This window comes from Aliarcobacter trophiarum LMG 25534, from assembly GCF_003355515.1.
GTDB lineage: Bacteria > Campylobacterota > Campylobacteria > Campylobacterales > Arcobacteraceae > Aliarcobacter > Aliarcobacter trophiarum.
Genome location: NZ_CP031367.1, coordinates 1,594,950 through 1,610,165 on the forward strand (window position 1 = coordinate 1,594,950; position 15,216 = coordinate 1,610,165).

Annotated in this window: 20 protein-coding genes; 3 read left to right on the plus strand and 17 right to left on the minus strand. The window is 28.8% G+C overall.

What is annotated here, in order from left to right:
- Position 1: 1 nt before the first annotated feature.
- From fliF to ATR_RS08240, 5 genes are read right to left on the minus strand one after another with little or no spacing between them, the layout of a single operon-like run.
- Positions 2-1,714, minus strand: a complete 1,713-nt coding sequence (gene fliF / locus ATR_RS08220; protein WP_115428953.1) for a flagellar basal-body MS-ring/collar protein FliF — start codon at positions 1,712-1,714, stop codon at positions 2-4.
- 15 nt (positions 1,715-1,729) lie between these two features.
- A complete protein-coding gene (gene flgB, locus ATR_RS08225; protein ID WP_115428954.1) occupies positions 1,730-2,125 on the minus strand; it encodes a flagellar basal body rod protein FlgB in 396 nt (131 codons plus the stop codon).
- Positions 2,125-2,844 (minus strand): flagellar hook-basal body protein, encoded by a 720-nt coding sequence (locus tag ATR_RS08230; RefSeq protein WP_115428955.1) that lies wholly within the window; start codon positions 2,842-2,844, stop codon positions 2,125-2,127. The genes flgB and ATR_RS08230 overlap by 1 nt, the downstream gene beginning before the upstream one ends.
- Positions 2,845-2,854: 10 nt before the next feature.
- Complete coding sequence (locus ATR_RS08235) at positions 2,855-3,739, minus strand: hypothetical protein (RefSeq protein ID WP_115428956.1); 885 nt, start codon at positions 3,737-3,739, stop codon at positions 2,855-2,857.
- Positions 3,740-3,751: 12 nt separating this feature from the next.
- Positions 3,752-4,123 carry a response regulator gene (locus ATR_RS08240; RefSeq protein WP_115428957.1) on the minus strand — a complete coding sequence of 124 codons (372 nt, stop codon included), beginning with the start codon at positions 4,121-4,123 and terminating at the stop codon, positions 3,752-3,754.
- 158 nt (positions 4,124-4,281) lie between these two features.
- On the opposite strand from ATR_RS08240, the gene flgG reads away from it, so the two are divergent.
- The 3 genes from flgG to ATR_RS08255 are packed head-to-tail and all read left to right on the plus strand — an operon-like array spanning position 4,282 to position 6,335.
- On the plus strand, positions 4,282-5,070 hold the full coding sequence (gene flgG / locus ATR_RS08245; protein ID WP_115428958.1) for a flagellar basal-body rod protein FlgG: 789 nt from the start codon (positions 4,282-4,284) through the stop codon (positions 5,068-5,070).
- 19 nt (positions 5,071-5,089) lie between these two features.
- Complete coding sequence (locus ATR_RS08250; RefSeq protein WP_115428959.1) at positions 5,090-5,476, plus strand: hypothetical protein; 387 nt, start codon at positions 5,090-5,092, stop codon at positions 5,474-5,476.
- Positions 5,463-6,335, plus strand: coding sequence for a hypothetical protein (locus ATR_RS08255; RefSeq protein ID WP_115428960.1), 873 nt, complete (start codon positions 5,463-5,465; stop codon positions 6,333-6,335). The genes ATR_RS08250 and ATR_RS08255 overlap by 14 nt, the downstream gene beginning before the upstream one ends.
- A gap of 9 nt (positions 6,336-6,344) precedes the next feature.
- Here ATR_RS08255 and rimM read toward each other — a convergent pair whose 3' ends face one another.
- The 12 genes from rimM to ATR_RS08315 form a co-directional block, all read right to left on the minus strand.
- Positions 6,345-6,872 (minus strand): ribosome maturation factor RimM, encoded by a 528-nt coding sequence (gene rimM / locus ATR_RS08260; protein WP_115428961.1) that lies wholly within the window; start codon positions 6,870-6,872, stop codon positions 6,345-6,347.
- 1 nt (position 6,873) lies between these two features.
- Positions 6,874-7,113, minus strand: coding sequence for a KH domain-containing protein (locus ATR_RS08265; RefSeq protein ID WP_115428962.1), 240 nt, complete (start codon positions 7,111-7,113; stop codon positions 6,874-6,876).
- Between the two features lie 14 nt (positions 7,114-7,127).
- Positions 7,128-7,355 (minus strand): 30S ribosomal protein S16, encoded by a 228-nt coding sequence (gene rpsP, locus ATR_RS08270; RefSeq protein ID WP_115428963.1) that lies wholly within the window; start codon positions 7,353-7,355, stop codon positions 7,128-7,130.
- A gap of 75 nt (positions 7,356-7,430) precedes the next feature.
- Positions 7,431-8,783, minus strand: a complete 1,353-nt coding sequence (gene ffh, locus ATR_RS08275; RefSeq protein WP_115428964.1) for a signal recognition particle protein — start codon at positions 8,781-8,783, stop codon at positions 7,431-7,433.
- 149 nt (positions 8,784-8,932) lie between these two features.
- Positions 8,933-9,685 (minus strand): pseudouridine synthase family protein, encoded by a 753-nt coding sequence (locus tag ATR_RS08280; RefSeq protein WP_115428965.1) that lies wholly within the window; start codon positions 9,683-9,685, stop codon positions 8,933-8,935.
- Entirely contained in the window at positions 9,676-10,824 is a 1,149-nt protein-coding gene (waaA, locus tag ATR_RS08285; RefSeq protein WP_115428966.1) for a lipid IV(A) 3-deoxy-D-manno-octulosonic acid transferase, read from the minus strand. The genes ATR_RS08280 and waaA overlap by 10 nt, the downstream gene beginning before the upstream one ends.
- A gap of 1 nt (position 10,825) precedes the next feature.
- Positions 10,826-11,554 (minus strand): zinc ribbon domain-containing protein, encoded by a 729-nt coding sequence (locus ATR_RS08290; protein ID WP_115428967.1) that lies wholly within the window; start codon positions 11,552-11,554, stop codon positions 10,826-10,828.
- A 10-nt stretch (positions 11,555-11,564) separates the two neighbouring features.
- Positions 11,565-12,308 (minus strand): Nif3-like dinuclear metal center hexameric protein, encoded by a 744-nt coding sequence (locus ATR_RS08295; protein WP_115428968.1) that lies wholly within the window; start codon positions 12,306-12,308, stop codon positions 11,565-11,567.
- 2 nt (positions 12,309-12,310) lie between these two features.
- On the minus strand, positions 12,311-13,192 hold the full coding sequence (gene glyQ / locus ATR_RS08300) for a glycine--tRNA ligase subunit alpha (RefSeq protein WP_115428969.1): 882 nt from the start codon (positions 13,190-13,192) through the stop codon (positions 12,311-12,313).
- Position 13,193: 1 nt separating this feature from the next.
- Positions 13,194-13,424 carry a glutaredoxin family protein gene (locus ATR_RS08305; protein WP_115428970.1) on the minus strand — a complete coding sequence of 77 codons (231 nt, stop codon included), beginning with the start codon at positions 13,422-13,424 and terminating at the stop codon, positions 13,194-13,196.
- Positions 13,425-13,919: a 5-(carboxyamino)imidazole ribonucleotide mutase gene (gene purE / locus ATR_RS08310; protein WP_115428971.1), complete on the minus strand. Its 495-nt coding sequence runs from the start codon at positions 13,917-13,919 to the stop codon at positions 13,425-13,427.
- Between the two features lie 40 nt (positions 13,920-13,959).
- The gene (locus ATR_RS08315) at positions 13,960-15,216 is read right to left on the minus strand and encodes a glycosyltransferase family 9 protein (RefSeq protein ID WP_115428972.1); all 1,257 of its coding nucleotides are present in this window, start codon (positions 15,214-15,216) and stop codon (positions 13,960-13,962) included.

Below are 15,216 nucleotides of genomic sequence, written 5' to 3' on the forward strand. Positions count from 1 at the left end.
CCTATTTAAAATTAACATTACCTTCACTTAAAAGTAACTCTATCATTCGAGCTATATCAGCTGGGTTGTTATTTATTTCTCTATCAAGCTCTTCAATAAACACCTCATATTTTGCTGCAGACTCTTCATCTAAACCATCAATATTATTTATAATTTGGCTTTTCACTTTAGATTTTAATCTTCCGTGAGCTGTGTTTTGATCTAAAACATCATCAAGACCTGCTAACATATCTTTCACTAAATCTTCATCATCAACACCAAGTTCTTTTTTCTTAGGGTCACCTAAAACTACCATATCACTACTTGCTATAAATTTTCTATAAAAAATAAATAGTAAAAGTCCAACTATAAGATATTGAATATAATCTTTGTATTCATCAAGGATACCTTTAACACTCATACTACTTAAATATCCACTTCCTCCAATTACATTTCCATTCTCGTCTATTAATTCACCTTTTTCATTGTACGATTTAACTCCTACAAATTTAAAATCTTTAACAGTAATTGTATCGCCTCTTCCTTTATCATAGCCTATAGCATCTGCCGATAACGACTCTAAAGATGCCAAAAACTCTGCTTTATCTGGATGATCTTTTAAAACACCTGAATCAAATGTAACTGAAGCTGTAATTCTTCTAATATTTGTAAAATTACTATCTTTTTGTGATATCAATTTTCTTGAAATCTCATAGTTTGTAACAGTATTTGAACTTTCACTATTTGATGATAATTTACTGCTATCATTTAATTGTTGTGGTGGTTGAATATTATTATCAACTCCTGCAATTCCACCTGTATTATTACCTAATCCTTGAGCATTTGCTGTATTTTCAATAACTTGTTGAGACCTTATACTTCCTTCTGGGCTATAAATTTCCTCTTCAATATCTTTTTTAGTAAAATCTAAAATTACATTTACTTTTGCCATAACTCTTCCAGCTCCAACAACTGGCTCTAAAAGAGATATAATTTTTTGCTCATAATCCTCTTCAATCTTATCTTTAAACTTTGTTTGAACCGTAGATCTTTGAGTATTCATATCCTCAGCTGATACCTCAAGTAAATTCCCATCTTGGTCAATTAATTGTATATTTGATTGTTTTAAATCAGGAACAGCTGATGCTATAAAATTTTTAATCCCATCTAACTGCTTTTGAGTTAAAAATATTCCTTGCTTTAGTGTTAAAACAGCAGAAGCAGTCGTATCACTCTTTTTTTCTGTAAAAATTGTCTCTTTTGGAATTGCTATTTTTACATTTGCCTTTAAAACTCCGCTTAAAGACTCTAAACTTTTACTAAGCTCTCCCTCTAAAGCTCTTAAATATTTTACTTTATTTTCAAAATTTGTTGTACCAATTGATGATTTTTCAAAAATTTCCCAACCAACATGTTTATTTGTTGAGGCTTCACTTGTTACCAATTTTATTTTGGCAATATTTATAAACTCTTTAGAAGTTTTTAAAGTGAGATTATTTCCAGTTCCTGTTACAATAAATGTAATACCGGCACTTTCAAGCTCTTCACTAGCTCTCATAACATCAGCTTGAGTGAGATTTGAAGCTATTGTATAGCTTAATTTTTTATCTTCAGCCTTTACATTTGAATATACTAAAAATCCAACAAGCAGAAGTACTAGAAATGCAAAACCACCAACAATCGCTATTCTTTGGGCTTTATTTAAGTTATTTATAAACTTTAATAGTTGATTCATTAAAAAATCATCCTATTAGCTCTTACCTGAAGCATCAATCACTGATCTAAAAAGCCTTGAATCTTTTTTAATAGATGATTGTATTGCATCAAAAATTACTTTATTTTTTGATTGTTCACTCATTTGACTATCCAAATTTACATTATTCCCATCATTTTGTTCTATTAAATCTGGAACTTGAACCAATCTTGGATTACTACTTCCTCTATAATCAAGATTGTGCATATGATTTGATGATGTTCTTTTTAATTTTAAAATATTTTGTGCTTTTAGCTCTTCATCAAAAACTAAATCTTTTGTTTTATAATCTGGTGTATTTACATTTGCAATATTACTAGATATTACTTTTTGTCTTTCACCTCTAAAATTTAGTTGTTCAAAAAGTTTGCCTGATACTTCACTTGCATGCATTATCTAGTATTTCCTCCAATTTTTTCTATTAAACCAGCATTTAGCTCATCTATTGTTTTAATCGCTCTTTGAGATTGATCAAATCTTCTGTGAGCGTCTATTAGCTCAACCATAGTACTTACCCTATTTACATTTGATTGTTCAACTGTTCCATTTAAAATCTTGTTATCGTTGTTTTCAAAATTTTCAACATCCTCAGCTACTAAAGCTATATATGTATTATCTCCTACTTTTTCAAGATTTTTAAAAGATGCTTGAACAACCCCAATTTGTAACTCAAAGCCATCTTCAACAACAATAGCTTCATTATCTGCATTTAAGACATTATTTCCATTTCCATCTACTAAGAACCCATCTAAATTTTTAAAAGCTCCATCTCTTGTATATACTATATCACCATTTTCATTTTGAATTTTAAAAAAAGTATCTGGAGCATTGAGTGCAAAATCAAGAGGATTTCCAGTCATTTTCATTGGTCCCATCAAAGGATCTGTATATCTTGTATCAATTTTAGGAATATTATTTATCGTAATTGATTCAACAAATGGATTTTTTCCTTCATCTTGAGCTCTTTTTAAATACCAATTAAAAGTAGTCTCAGCAGTCCCCTCTTGTTTAAATCCAAAGGTATCTGCATTTGCTAGGTTATTACTTATTTGATCTAATCTATTGATCTGATTTACCATTGATGCTGCTAATGGATAAACACCTTGGTTCATTTATATTTCCTTATTTATTAAATTCAGCTATTAGCTTATCTAAATCATCACCCACAAGATCTTCAGTATCCTTATCTCCATGGATATGCCTAGCCATTGGCAAATCTTTTGGATTTTCATCTTCAAAAAGGTTATTTAGATATATAGATAGTTTTCTAATAACTGACATAACTCTTTCAATTTTTTGTCTATTTATATCGTTGAACTGCATAAGTTCCATACCTTGAAAAATATGCATATCTTCATCATCTAAAAGGGTTTTTAAACCCTTAATTGAGCTTTCAAAACTCTTTACTTTATCTAATTGCTCTTGAAAAACGCCAATTTTTGGAAACTTATTTGATAAAGAGTTTAAAAGTTTATTTTGAGACAGAATAAACTCTTCATACTCTTTTATCTTTTTTCTCACCTCTGTATTATTATCCAATGTGAGACTTAAGACATCAAATATCTGAGAAACTTTCTCTTCTGAGTCATTTGCTACTTGGCTTAATTGGCTTACAACTTTTGTATCATTTTCAGCAGGAAAAGGGAAAACTCCTTCACTTATTTTTGAAGAAGACCACTCTTTTACAATGTCATCATCTGTCTTAGATTTATTTATTACCTCTTCTTTTTCTAAAGAGTCTTTAGCGTCCAAAACATTATCTTCTGTTAAAATACCATCTTCAATATCATTTAAAAGTTCACCTATCTCACTTATCTTTTTTTCAGTAGCTGGTACAACACTCTCTTTTTCTTCACTTTTTTCTACTTGTAATAAAAGCTCTTCTATCTCTTTTGTGTTTACCTTCTCTTCTTCTACAGCTTCTTCCTTGGTAACTTCAGCACTATCTTGAGCTGGTATATCTAAACCATTCATTAAGGCTTCAATATCTTCTTGACTCATACTCATAATAAACCTTTTTTATTTTTTAATAACCCCATCTAATTTCTCTTTTAAAACTTCCGCATTAAATGGTTTTACAATATAGTTATTTACACCAGCTTTTAAAGCTGCAATAACCTCTCCTTTTCCACCTTCGGTTGTAATCATAATAATTGGTGTTTTTTGATGTGTTCCTTCACTTCTGACTTTTTTAACAAGCTCAAGGCCGTTCATATTTGGCATATTCCAATCTGTTAAAATAATATCATAATGCCCTTCAGTAAGAAGTTTCCAAGCTTTCAATCCATCTTCAGCTTCATCAAAACTCTCTTTGCTAAAACCTAGTTGCATTACAACGTTTCCAATAATTCTTCTCATTGTTGAACTATCATCAACTATTAGAATTCTCATTTTTCCCTCTTTATATTAAAATTATTCCAATAAAGTATGCATTATATTTAATTTGTTTTAAAATTTTACTTAAAAATAGTTTTTTTAAGGATTTAGATTTATCTAAAATTAATCCTTCTTAAAATATAATATATAATCATTAATAAAGGAGATTTCCTATGATAAGAGGACTTTATACAGCAGCAACTGGAATGAATGCTATGCAGAGCCAAATTGATGTAACTTCACACAATATTGCAAATGTAAATACAACTGGTTTTAAACAAGATAGAGCAGAGTTTCAAGATTTAATTTATGAATCTTTAAACTATACAGCTGGTCAAACAACTCAAGACACTTTAAACCCGACAGGAATTGATGTTGGTCTTGGTGTTAGATTGGCAAATATTCAAAAAAACTTCACAGAAGGTGACTTAAAACCAACTGGAAATCCACTTGATATTGCTATTGTTGGAAAAGGTTTTTTCCAAATTACACTTCCTAGTGGTGAAATAGCATATAGCAGAAATGGTAACTTCAAACTTGATGCTGATGGAACAATAGTAAATGGAAATGGTTATGCTCTTGAACCTGAAATAGTTGTTCCTCAAAATGCAAAAGATATAAGCATTGGAAATGATGGAATTGTAACAGCTAGAGATCCTCAGACTGGAGATACAATAGATTTAGGACAAATTATTTTAGCTGATTTTATAAATCCTGCTGGTTTAGCACCTTTGGGAGATTCTCTTTTCTTACAAACAGATGCTAGCGGAGATGTTGTTGAAGGAAATCCTACAACAGATCAATTTGGTGGATTAAGACAAGCTATGGTTGAAAGTTCAAATGTTAAACTTGTAAATGAAATGGTTGATTTAATTACAGCACAAAGAGCTTATGAGGCAAACTCAAAGGCTATCACAACTGCTGATAGTATGCTTGATACTGTAAATAGGTTGAAAAATTAACTATAGCTTTTAAGTAATTATGAATTTAGAAGAGTTAAAAAAAAGAAGAGAGAGAAATTTCTCAAAGCATAAAGAGAAGAAAAGAGCTTATTACCTAAAAAGTAAGCTCAAAAAAGAGATAGATTACGAAAATGAACTAAAAGATGATGGCTTTTTGCAAAAAATGAAAGAAATTGTAAAAAGTCAAAAGTTATATATGGATAGCAGACAAGAGACTATCAAAAAGAAGATAGAAGAGTATAAAACTTCAAAGAAAGATTACTACGAGCAAAATAAAGAGAAGAGACTTGAGTACGATAAAGAGTATAGAGAGAGAAAAAAAGAACAACTAAAAGAGTATAGGCAAAGATATTACGAAAAACAAAAAGAGAAAAAATTAGAAGAAGTAAAAAATGGAAACAACTAATAAAGATAGTGAAGAGCAAGTAATACAAAATAGTGAGGAACAAGAAGAGGCGAAGAGAGATAAAACTCTTCTTATAAAAAAAATACTATTTGCTGTAATTGGTATTTTAATCATATTTTTAATAATCTTAATTCTCTTGTTTATTTTTAAAGACGATAAAGATGATAAAGTTCAAAATGAGGTTTTATCTTCTATAGAGAAAACTGAAAATATTGTTGAAAACATAACACAAGAAGAAGAAATTTCTGAAAAGAAATTTGATTTTAATAATCTTGAGCCAGAAAAATTAAATGAACAACTAGAACTACTTACAAATAAAAATTTAGAGTACCAAAAAGAGAAAGAACAAAAACTTCTTGAAGAGGAGAAAAAGTTATCTCCTGTTTTTAATCTTGTAAATAATTTAAAAGATAAAAATGAGGGAAAAGAAGAACTTCCTTTACCTTTAAATGAAGCTAATAGTATAGAAGAATCTAAAAAGAATGATATTAACAATAAAGAAAATTTAACTATCCTAAATAAAGATGAAGATAAAAAGCAAGTAGAATCAATAAAAGATGAGATACAAATAATTAGTCAAAATTCTACACAAACAGACTCATTAGAATTTCTAAAACTTATAAATGTTGCTAAAATAAAAGGTAATCTAAACAAAAAATATTTAGATAAAATAGTTATAGTAAATGCAGATATACTTCTTTGTAGAGATGATGAAAATATAATAGAATTATACTATGGTCCGTTTTTGGAAGATAGTATAAGAGACAATTTGCTCTCTAGTCTTCTTAAGAATGGGTTTAAAGAGGCTTACTCTTTAGAGATGACAAAAGAAGAGTTTGATAAAAGATGTAACTATTAAAAAAAGAGTTTAAGAGTTTTCTAAAATATCAAAAGCATTTTTTACAAAAATTCTTTTGTTCTCTATATCTACTTTTTCTATAAACTTATCAAAAATATGTGGTATCAAAAATACTTTTGGGAGCTCTTTTGAAATAAGCTCTCTAGAAGTCTCTATCTCTAAATAATCATTGAGTGGATATCTATGAATATCCTTTACTTTTCCTAGCAGTAAATCATTTTCAAAAATCTCACAAGAAATTAAATCAAACCAAAAGAACTCATTCTCTTTTAATTTACAAAACTCTTTTGTAGCTTCTTGAGTGGTAAATAGTTCACTATTTGTAAGTTTTTTAGCTACTTCTACATCTAAATAGTTTTCAAATCTAACTAGCTCTCTCTCTTTATTATAATCAAGAACTTTAATCTCTAAATTCCTATTTGTTGTAAAAACAGCACCCTTTTTAAACTGTTCTGGAAAATCAGAGTCTATAAAAAGTCGTAAATGACCTTGAAGACCAACTGCTTTCCCAAGTTTTGCAACATAAACTTTACTCATTCTATTTTGTAACTACTTGTATTTTATAAGATATTCCATCTTTTGCTTTACAACCATTTGCAATTGTTTTTAAAGCATTTATCATATTTCCATTCTTTCCAATAAGCTTTCCTATATCAACACTATTTACACTTACTGTAATTTCAATAAAATTATCATCAATCTGCTCTTTTGTTACAACAACATCTTCTGGGACTGCAACAACTAGTTTTGCATAGTTTTCTATAAAATTTATTATCATTTTAGCTTAAACTATTATCTTGAAGCTAATTTTTTAACTTTTTCAGATGGTTTTGCACCAACACTTATCCAATAGTTATATCTCTCTTCATCAATTTTAAGAACTTGAGGCTCTACAACTGGGTTAAAATAACCAATTGATTCAATCCATCCTGAATCTCTTCTTTTTCTTGAGTCTGTTACAACTATTCTGTAAAATGGTTTTTTATTTCTTCCCATTCTTGTTAATCTAATCACTGTCATGTTTTATCCTTTTTTTATTTATAGTATTGAGCTTTAAACTCCCAAAAAGTTTATAGCTCAACACTATTTATTTTATTATCTTGGAATTTTTGGCATTCCATTTGCTCCTACTTGAGAAAGCATATTATGTAAACCTTTCATTCCACCTTTACTTGAAAGCTGTTTCGCCATCTTTGAAGCACTCTTAAACTGTTTTAAAATCTTATTTACTTGAACTTCACTAAGTCCTGCTCCACTTGAGATTCTCTTTTTTCGACTAGGATTTAGTAAATCAGGATTTTCTCTCTCTTTTGGTGTCATAGATGAAATAAGTGCTTTAATTCTTTTTATCTCAACAGAGTTTTCAAAATCCATATCTTTTAAAGCTGGCATTGCACTACTTAATCCTGGTATCATTCCAATAATTGATTTTAAACTACCTAATTTACTCATCATAGATAGTTGCTCTAAAAAATCATTAAAGTTAAACTCACCTTTTTTGATTTTTTTGCTAACTTCTTTTGCTTTTTTCTCATCAAAAATTGTTGATGTTTTCTCAGCTAAACCAGCGATATCCCCAAGCCCCAAAAGTCTTGAAACAATTCTATCTGGAATAAAAACTTCTAAGTCTGGCATTTTTTCACCAATACCAATAAATCTTAAAGGAACTTCAACTTGAGAAGCAATACTTAGGGCCACTCCACCTTTTGTATCTCCGTCATATTTTGATAAAACTACCCCATCAATTCCAATTTTTTCTTTGAATGTGATAGCAGTTTTTGTAGCATCATGGCCTGTCATTGAGTCTGCAACATAAAATATCTCATTTGGGTTTATACCATTTTTAATATCTTTTAGCTCATCCATAAGCTCTTCATCAATAGCAAGTCGTCCAGCAGTATCTACTAAGACTACATCAAAATGCTCTTTTTTTGCCTTTTCAACTGCAGCTTTAGCAATTTTTATAGGATTTTTTTCATTCTCATCAAAATATATCTCAACATCAATTTGATTTGCAATTTGTCTTAACTGTTCAACTGCCGCTAATCTTTGTAAGTCACAAGCAACTACCATAACTTTTTTATTTCTTACTTTCAAATAGTTTGCTAATTTTCCAGTCGTTGTTGTCTTTCCACTTCCTTGAAGTCCTGTCATTAAAATAACAGTTGGAGGTGTTGAAGCAAATACAAAACCTTGATTTCCATTTGCTGTTAAAACTCTCTCTAGCTCTTGTTTTAATACCTTTATGAAGTTATTTTGTCCAATTCCTAACTTTTTTGTCTCAATTTCAATAGAGTTTAGTAAATCTTTTGTAGTTTTATGATGAACATCAGCTTTTAGAAAAGCTTTTTTCAGCTCAGATGTAGCACGATTTAACGATGCTACATCATCTTGATGTCTAATCTTTCCTATTATTCCTTTTAACGAACCTGTTATTGAATCAAACAAAATGCTTCTCCATATTTTTTATTTTTGGATTTTATTTAATTTTTACTTTAATATAGTTTAAAATAAAAATAAAATTTTAAGTATTTCTTTAGTTTATATTTTTAAAAAAAGCCTATTTATAAGGCTTTTGTATTTTATATAACTTAAAACTAGCTAAAGTCATACACTTTAAACTCTTTTGGTTCCTTTGCTTCAAATGTGTAATCGAAAATTTTTGTAATTTTTGAGTGAAGTAATACTCTATTTACATTTGAAGCCACTCTTCCATAAATAGCATCTCCAATTATTGGTAAACCAGCAAAATTCAGGTGAACTCTTATTTGATGAGTTCTTCCACTTTCAATTACTAATTTTATTTTTGACTTATTTCCTTCAACTAAAAGCGGATAAACAGTTGTTTTCGCACTTTTTCCATTTTTATCAACTTTTGATTTAGCAACCCCTCTATCTTTTGTTGTTAAAATTGGTTTATCTATTACTATCTCTTCAATTACTTTACCTTCAACAATAGCTACATACTCTTTATAAACCCTATTTTGTGCAAACTCTTTTATAGCTTTTTTTTGAAACTCTTCATTTTTTGCAAACATCATAACACCACTTGTCTCTTTATCAAGTCTATTTAGAAGTATTGCATTTTTAAAACTCTTTGCAACTTCATCTGCTGTTACAAATGCTGGTTTATCAACTACTAAGATATTATCATCTTCAAAAATAATCTTTGTTTTTGCTAACTCTTTTACACTAAATTTTGTATCAGTTTTAATCTCTCCTCTAGCAATCATTACTTTTTTATCACCAACTTTTACCAAACCTCTATCAATTAAATCTTTTGCTTTTGCATTTGATATTTTCTCTTGTATTGCTAAAAGTTTGTATGCTTTATCATATCCTACTGCCATCTTTTTATCTCCTTTATTATAGGCTCAAAAGAGCCCTCTTTTGTTAATTCTGGTTTTAAAAGAGTATTTGCTTTTTCTAAATACTCTTTTAACTCACTATTTTCTATTAAATAGTAGTTTTTTATACACTCAAAAAGTGATTTTTGATTAAAAATATTTTTTCCACTAATAATCACATTTTTGAAAAAAGCAGGTTCTATAGGATTGTGTCCACCAACCTTAGCAAATGCTCCACCTAAAATTGTGATATCTCCTATTTCATAAATATCATTTAGAATTCCTAATTTATCTACCAAAACTATATCACTAGAGAAATCCTCTTTAACACTAAACTTATGAAACTCAAGGTTTTTATCTTTTATAAAATCTTTTATTATCTCTTCAACTTTTATAAATCTCTCTGGATGTCTAGGAACTATAATTAATTTCCCAAACTCCTTCTTATAAGCATTTAAAATTAGCTCTTCTTCACCTTCATGCGTGCTTGCTGCAACTATTGTTGTAATATTTGGTTTTTTAAAAAGAGCTTTTCTTTGTGGTAGTTGGGCTAGTTTTATATTTCCCACTACTTCCACATTTAAAGCTCCAAGCTCTTCTAATCTTCTCTTGTCAATTTCGCTTTGTGCAAAAACTTTATCTATATTTTCAAAAACTTTCTTATAAAAGAATCTAAATCTAAGATATGATTTATATGATTTATCTGAAATTCTAGCATTAATAAGTAAAGTTTTTGCACCTTTTTTTTTGGCAAATAAAAAAAGCATATACCAAAGCTCAGCTTCCATAACCACCAAAACCTTCTGTTTATTTATCCAAAATGGTAAAAATATCTCAAAGGGTAAAAATCTAACATTTTTACAAATAGCCTTTGCTTCATTAAATCCTGTATTTGTAATAACACTAATGTTTGCTTTATCTTCAAACTCTTTGATAATTGGCTTAATAGCCCTTACTTCACCCATAGAACAAGAGTGGAACCAAACACCAGATTTTTCAAATTTTGGGTTATTTTTTAAGAAAAATTTTGCAGGAATTGCATCTTTATATTTTTGATTTTTTGATTTATAAAGTAGATATGGTATTAATACTATATATACTGAAAATAATATAAAATTATAAAAAATGGCAAAAAGGCTCAAATTAAGCCTCTGTTGCAGTTGTTTCTTCTTCGCCTTTATAAAGAATTCTTCCACAGTGAAGACAGTTTACTATCTCTTCGCCTTTGATTACTTCAGAATAAGTTTTGTCATTTATTTTCATAAAGCATCCATAACAAGCTTGTTGTTTTACAGGAACTACAGCTGTGTCTTTTGCCCATCTTTTTATTTTTTCATAAAAAGTTAAAATTTTCTTATCAAATTGACCTAAAAGCTCATTTCTTTTATCATAAACAATATTTCTATCTTTATTTATTGCCTCAATCTCATTATCAACGGCAACTTTAACCTCTTTTATATCCTCTTCTTCCGTTTTTAACTTCTCTTGAAGTTCTTTGAGTTTATCCTCTTTTGCAACTGTTAATTTATCAAATCTTTCAATCTCTTCATTTGCAAAGCTAACTTGTTCTTTTGCTATCTCTTCTTCAAGTTGTAAAGCTTTTAGCTCTTTCTCATTTGTCACTTCTTTGTTCTTTTTAGCGATTTGATCTAGCTTTGTTTTTAGCTCTGCTAAATGAATATTGTTTTTTGTTCTTTTAGATTTTAACTCATCAATCTCTAAATAAACACTGTTTATTGAAACTTTTAGTGCTTCTGCTGTTTCTACAAAAACAGCTAATTTTGCTCTTTGATTCTCTATTTTTGGGTCAAATTGACTAATACTTGTATCATACTTTGATAAAGCAATTAAATCTTGTAAATATTTATTCAATGTTTTCTCCTTAAAAAAACTCAAATGGATTTTTTGAAGCTGTTATTATAGCTTTTAATTTATTTTTTTTCAAATACTCTTCTAATAGCTTTTCCAAAAGTATATTAAAATGATTTTCACTTTCATAGTGTCTTATATCAATTAAAGACAAACCTCTAGCTCTTGCCTCCATAGCATCGTGATATTTTATATCTCCTGTTATAAAGCAATCTGCTTCTACCTCATCTATTAAGCTCATAGCTGAACCTGTACAAATTGCCAAAGTTTTAATATCTTCCTTAGTTTTTACATACTTTATATTTTTTAAATTTAATTTTTTGCTCAAATAGTTTAAAAGCTCTTCAAAACTAAAATCTACTTCAACATTTGCAATAAATTCATTTTGATTTTTTATTTTAAAATTCAAAATCTCCTCAACAACAAATCTATTTAGGTGTGTTTTATCTATATTTGTGTGCATTGATATAAGGCTTATATCTTTTTTTATTAACTCTTTTAGTATTTTTGATGAGTATGTATCATAATTTAATCTTTTTAAACCAGTAAAAATAAGCGGATGATGTGTAATTACAAGAGAGTTTGGTTTTAAAACTTGTACTAATTCCAAATCTAAATCCATACTCAAATATAAGTTTTCAAAACTATCTTCCATATTTCCTACAAGAAGTCCTGAGTTATCCCACTTCTCCTGTAATTCAAATGGACTAATAGTGTTTAAATAATCATATATCTCACTTATCTTTAAATTTGCCAAAACTATTTACCAACTCTTTTTAGACGCTCTTTTTCTTGGTTTTTATACATAACAGCACAACTTTGAGCTAGTTCTCGCACCTTTAAAATATAGTTTTGTCTCTCAGTTACACTTATTGCTTTTCTAGCATCTAGTGTATTAAAAGCATGACTTGCTATCATACATTGATCATATGCAGGAAGTGGAAGCTCTGCTTCTAAACAAGATTTACATTCAAGAAAAGCATCTTCAAAATGTCTAAAAAGCATAGTTGTATTTGCTACTTCAAAGTTATATTTTGAAAATTGGTACTCACCCTCTTTATGAACATCTGCATAAGTTGTTTTACCAAATTTATTCTCATTCCAAACAATATCAAAAACAGTATCAACTCCTTGCAAATACATAGCAAGTCTCTCTGTACCATAAGTGATCTCAACAGCAACAGGTTCACAAGCTATACCTCCTACTTGTTGAAAATATGTAAATTGAGTAACTTCCATACCATCAAGCCAAACTTCCCAACCTAAGCCCCAAGCTCCCAATGTTGGCGATTCCCAGTTGTCTTCTACAAATCTAATATCGTGTCTGCTCAAATCAAGCCCTAGATACTCCAAAGATTTAAGATACAAATCTTGAATATTTTCAAGACTAGGCTTTATTAAAACTTGAAACTGGTAATAACTTCCTAGCCTATTTGGGTTTTCACCATATCTTCCATCTGTTGGTCTTCTTGATGGTGCCACATATGCAACACTCCATGGAGTACTATCTAAACTTCTTAAAAGTGTTGCTGGATGAAATGTTCCTGCACCCGATGGTATATCATAAGGCTGTACAATATTACAACCCTCATTTGCCCAAAACTCTTGAAGCTTTAATAACATTTGTGAAAAGGTAATCATCTTATTTTATTCCTAACTCTTTATTTAATTTATCTTTATCGAAGCCACATATCCAAACATCTCCAACTAAAAAAACTGGTGCACCAGAACATCTTTTTTGGCAATCATTTAAGGCTTTCTTATTTTTTGTTAAGTCTATTTGATTAAATTTTAGCTTTTTACTTTTTAAGTAGATAATAGCCTCTTTGCACCATTTACAATTTGGTAAAGTAAATAGTGCAATAGGTTTCAATTATAAAATCACTTCAATATCTTTTGAATCACTCTCTACAGCTTTTGCTTTTACTATTCTATCTTCTTTTAGTTTTATCGCTAAATCTTTATCGCTAATTGCTAAAATTTGCATTGCCAAATATGCCGCATTAATAGCCCCTGCACGTCCTAGAGCTACTGTAGCAACAGGCATACCTGCTGGCATTTGAACAGTTGAAAGCATAGCATCCATACCATCCATTGCTCCACCTTTCATAGGAACTCCAATAATTGGTTTAGTTGTAGTTGCTGCTAATGCCCCTGCTAAGTGAGCTGCCATTCCAGCAGCAGCTATAAATGCAACTGCTCCTTTTTCTTCTGCATCTTTTACATACTCTTTTGTTCTTTCTGGACTTCTGTGAGCCGAAGATATTATTAATTCATACTTTACATTAAACTGTTCAAAAGTATCTGCACAGTTTTTCATAATTTCATAATCTGATTTACTACCCATAATTATTGATACAAATTTCATTTTTTTTCCTATTTATTTATTTTTAAAAGTCTCTATTATATCAAAAACTTTCTAAGAGTTCTACAATCTTTTCTAGCTTTAGTTTTTTCCACTCTTCAAATTTATTTATAGTTAAAATATCATTTTCATAGATAAACTTTGATAGATTTTTTGAACTATCTTTTACAAAAATAGTCTTTGTATAGTTATAATATTTTAGCTGCTCTTCGTACTCTTTAAAAGTTGCTATACATACTGTTGGTATCATAAAACAATCTGCAATATGTAAAGCAGATGTATAAGCAGTAATTAACTTATCTGATGATGATACAATATAGATAAAATCTTCAATTGTTTTTGAATAAGCTGATAAATCTAAGAAATTGTCTGCTTTTATTTTACTATCAATAAAAAGAGTTGAAACTATCATATAATCATCTAATTTTTCTATTAAACCTTTTAAAATCTCTATAGCAAAGTTTTGAGGAATAGATTTATTTATATTTGCACTATATGGATGAAATAGAAGAAGTTTTCCTCTTTTTTTACTCTCTTGTATTCTCTCTTTCAAACCTTTAGTAAGCTCAAAGTGTTCTGTTTTAAGTTGTGAAAATTTTTCTAAATTTGGTATTTTTTTATAATCTATTCCAAATTTAAAAAGCCAAGCATCTACAGGATTTATATCCAAAATCTTTGTAATATCAATACTATTATCAACAAAATAGTCATATTCACAAATAGTTTTACTATTTATTGCTAGTGGTAAAATATCATTTATATACTCCTGAGTTGAATATATACTTTTATCCCTATTATAGTAACTGTTATTTGAAGCTTTTATATAAATATCTAGTTTTACAACTTTATATATCTCTTTTAACTTATCATAAAAAATTCTAAGAGCAGCCATTCCACTTATCATTTGGCTAATACTACTTCCTAAACTTCCAATAATAGCAACTTTTATACTACTTTTATGAAAACTTTTTAATTGATTTAAAAGATTTTGCTCTTTTAACTCTAAAAATTTTAGATCTTCAAATTCAACTCTTTGTATATTCTCATTTTCTACAATTACTCCCAATTGTGTTGGGAATGATTGATTCTTTAATACACTTTGCTCATTTATACTTTTTGCACTATATTTATTTTTATCAACTTTTGAAAAAATATCTTTTAAATCATTGAAGTCATCATAAGTTGTAAGATATATAGTCTCATTTTCTATTCCAATAGGAGCTTTAAATCTATTATACTTAAGAATAGTTCCATCTGTAATTTTAATATTTATACTATTTGTAACTCTAAAAAATATCAT

Coding starts and splice junctions, on each gene's coding strand:
- fliF (WP_115428953.1), bottom strand. CDS start 1,714: ATGAATCAACTATTAAAGTTTATAAATAACTTAAATAAAGCCCAAAGA.
- flgB (WP_115428954.1), bottom strand. CDS start 2,125: ATGCATGCAAGTGAAGTATCAGGCAAACTTTTTGAACAACTAAATTTT.
- ATR_RS08230 (WP_115428955.1), bottom strand. CDS start 2,844: ATGAACCAAGGTGTTTATCCATTAGCAGCATCAATGGTAAATCAGATC.
- ATR_RS08235 (WP_115428956.1), bottom strand. CDS start 3,739: ATGAGTATGAGTCAAGAAGATATTGAAGCCTTAATGAATGGTTTAGAT.
- ATR_RS08240 (WP_115428957.1), bottom strand. CDS start 4,123: ATGAGAATTCTAATAGTTGATGATAGTTCAACAATGAGAAGAATTATT.
- flgG (WP_115428958.1), top strand. CDS start 4,282: ATGATAAGAGGACTTTATACAGCAGCAACTGGAATGAATGCTATGCAG.
- ATR_RS08250 (WP_115428959.1), top strand. CDS start 5,090: ATGAATTTAGAAGAGTTAAAAAAAAGAAGAGAGAGAAATTTCTCAAAG.
- ATR_RS08255 (WP_115428960.1), top strand. CDS start 5,463: ATGGAAACAACTAATAAAGATAGTGAAGAGCAAGTAATACAAAATAGT.
- rimM (WP_115428961.1), bottom strand. CDS start 6,872: ATGAGTAAAGTTTATGTTGCAAAACTTGGGAAAGCAGTTGGTCTTCAA.
- ATR_RS08265 (WP_115428962.1), bottom strand. CDS start 7,113: ATGATAATAAATTTTATAGAAAACTATGCAAAACTAGTTGTTGCAGTC.
- rpsP (WP_115428963.1), bottom strand. CDS start 7,355: ATGACAGTGATTAGATTAACAAGAATGGGAAGAAATAAAAAACCATTT.
- ATR_RS08280 (WP_115428965.1), bottom strand. CDS start 9,685: ATGGCAGTAGGATATGATAAAGCATACAAACTTTTAGCAATACAAGAG.
- glyQ (WP_115428969.1), bottom strand. CDS start 13,192: ATGATTACCTTTTCACAAATGTTATTAAAGCTTCAAGAGTTTTGGGCA.
- purE (WP_115428971.1), bottom strand. CDS start 13,919: ATGAAATTTGTATCAATAATTATGGGTAGTAAATCAGATTATGAAATT.
- ATR_RS08315 (WP_115428972.1), bottom strand. CDS start 15,216: ATGATATTTTTTAGAGTTACAAATAGTATAAATATTAAAATTACAGAT.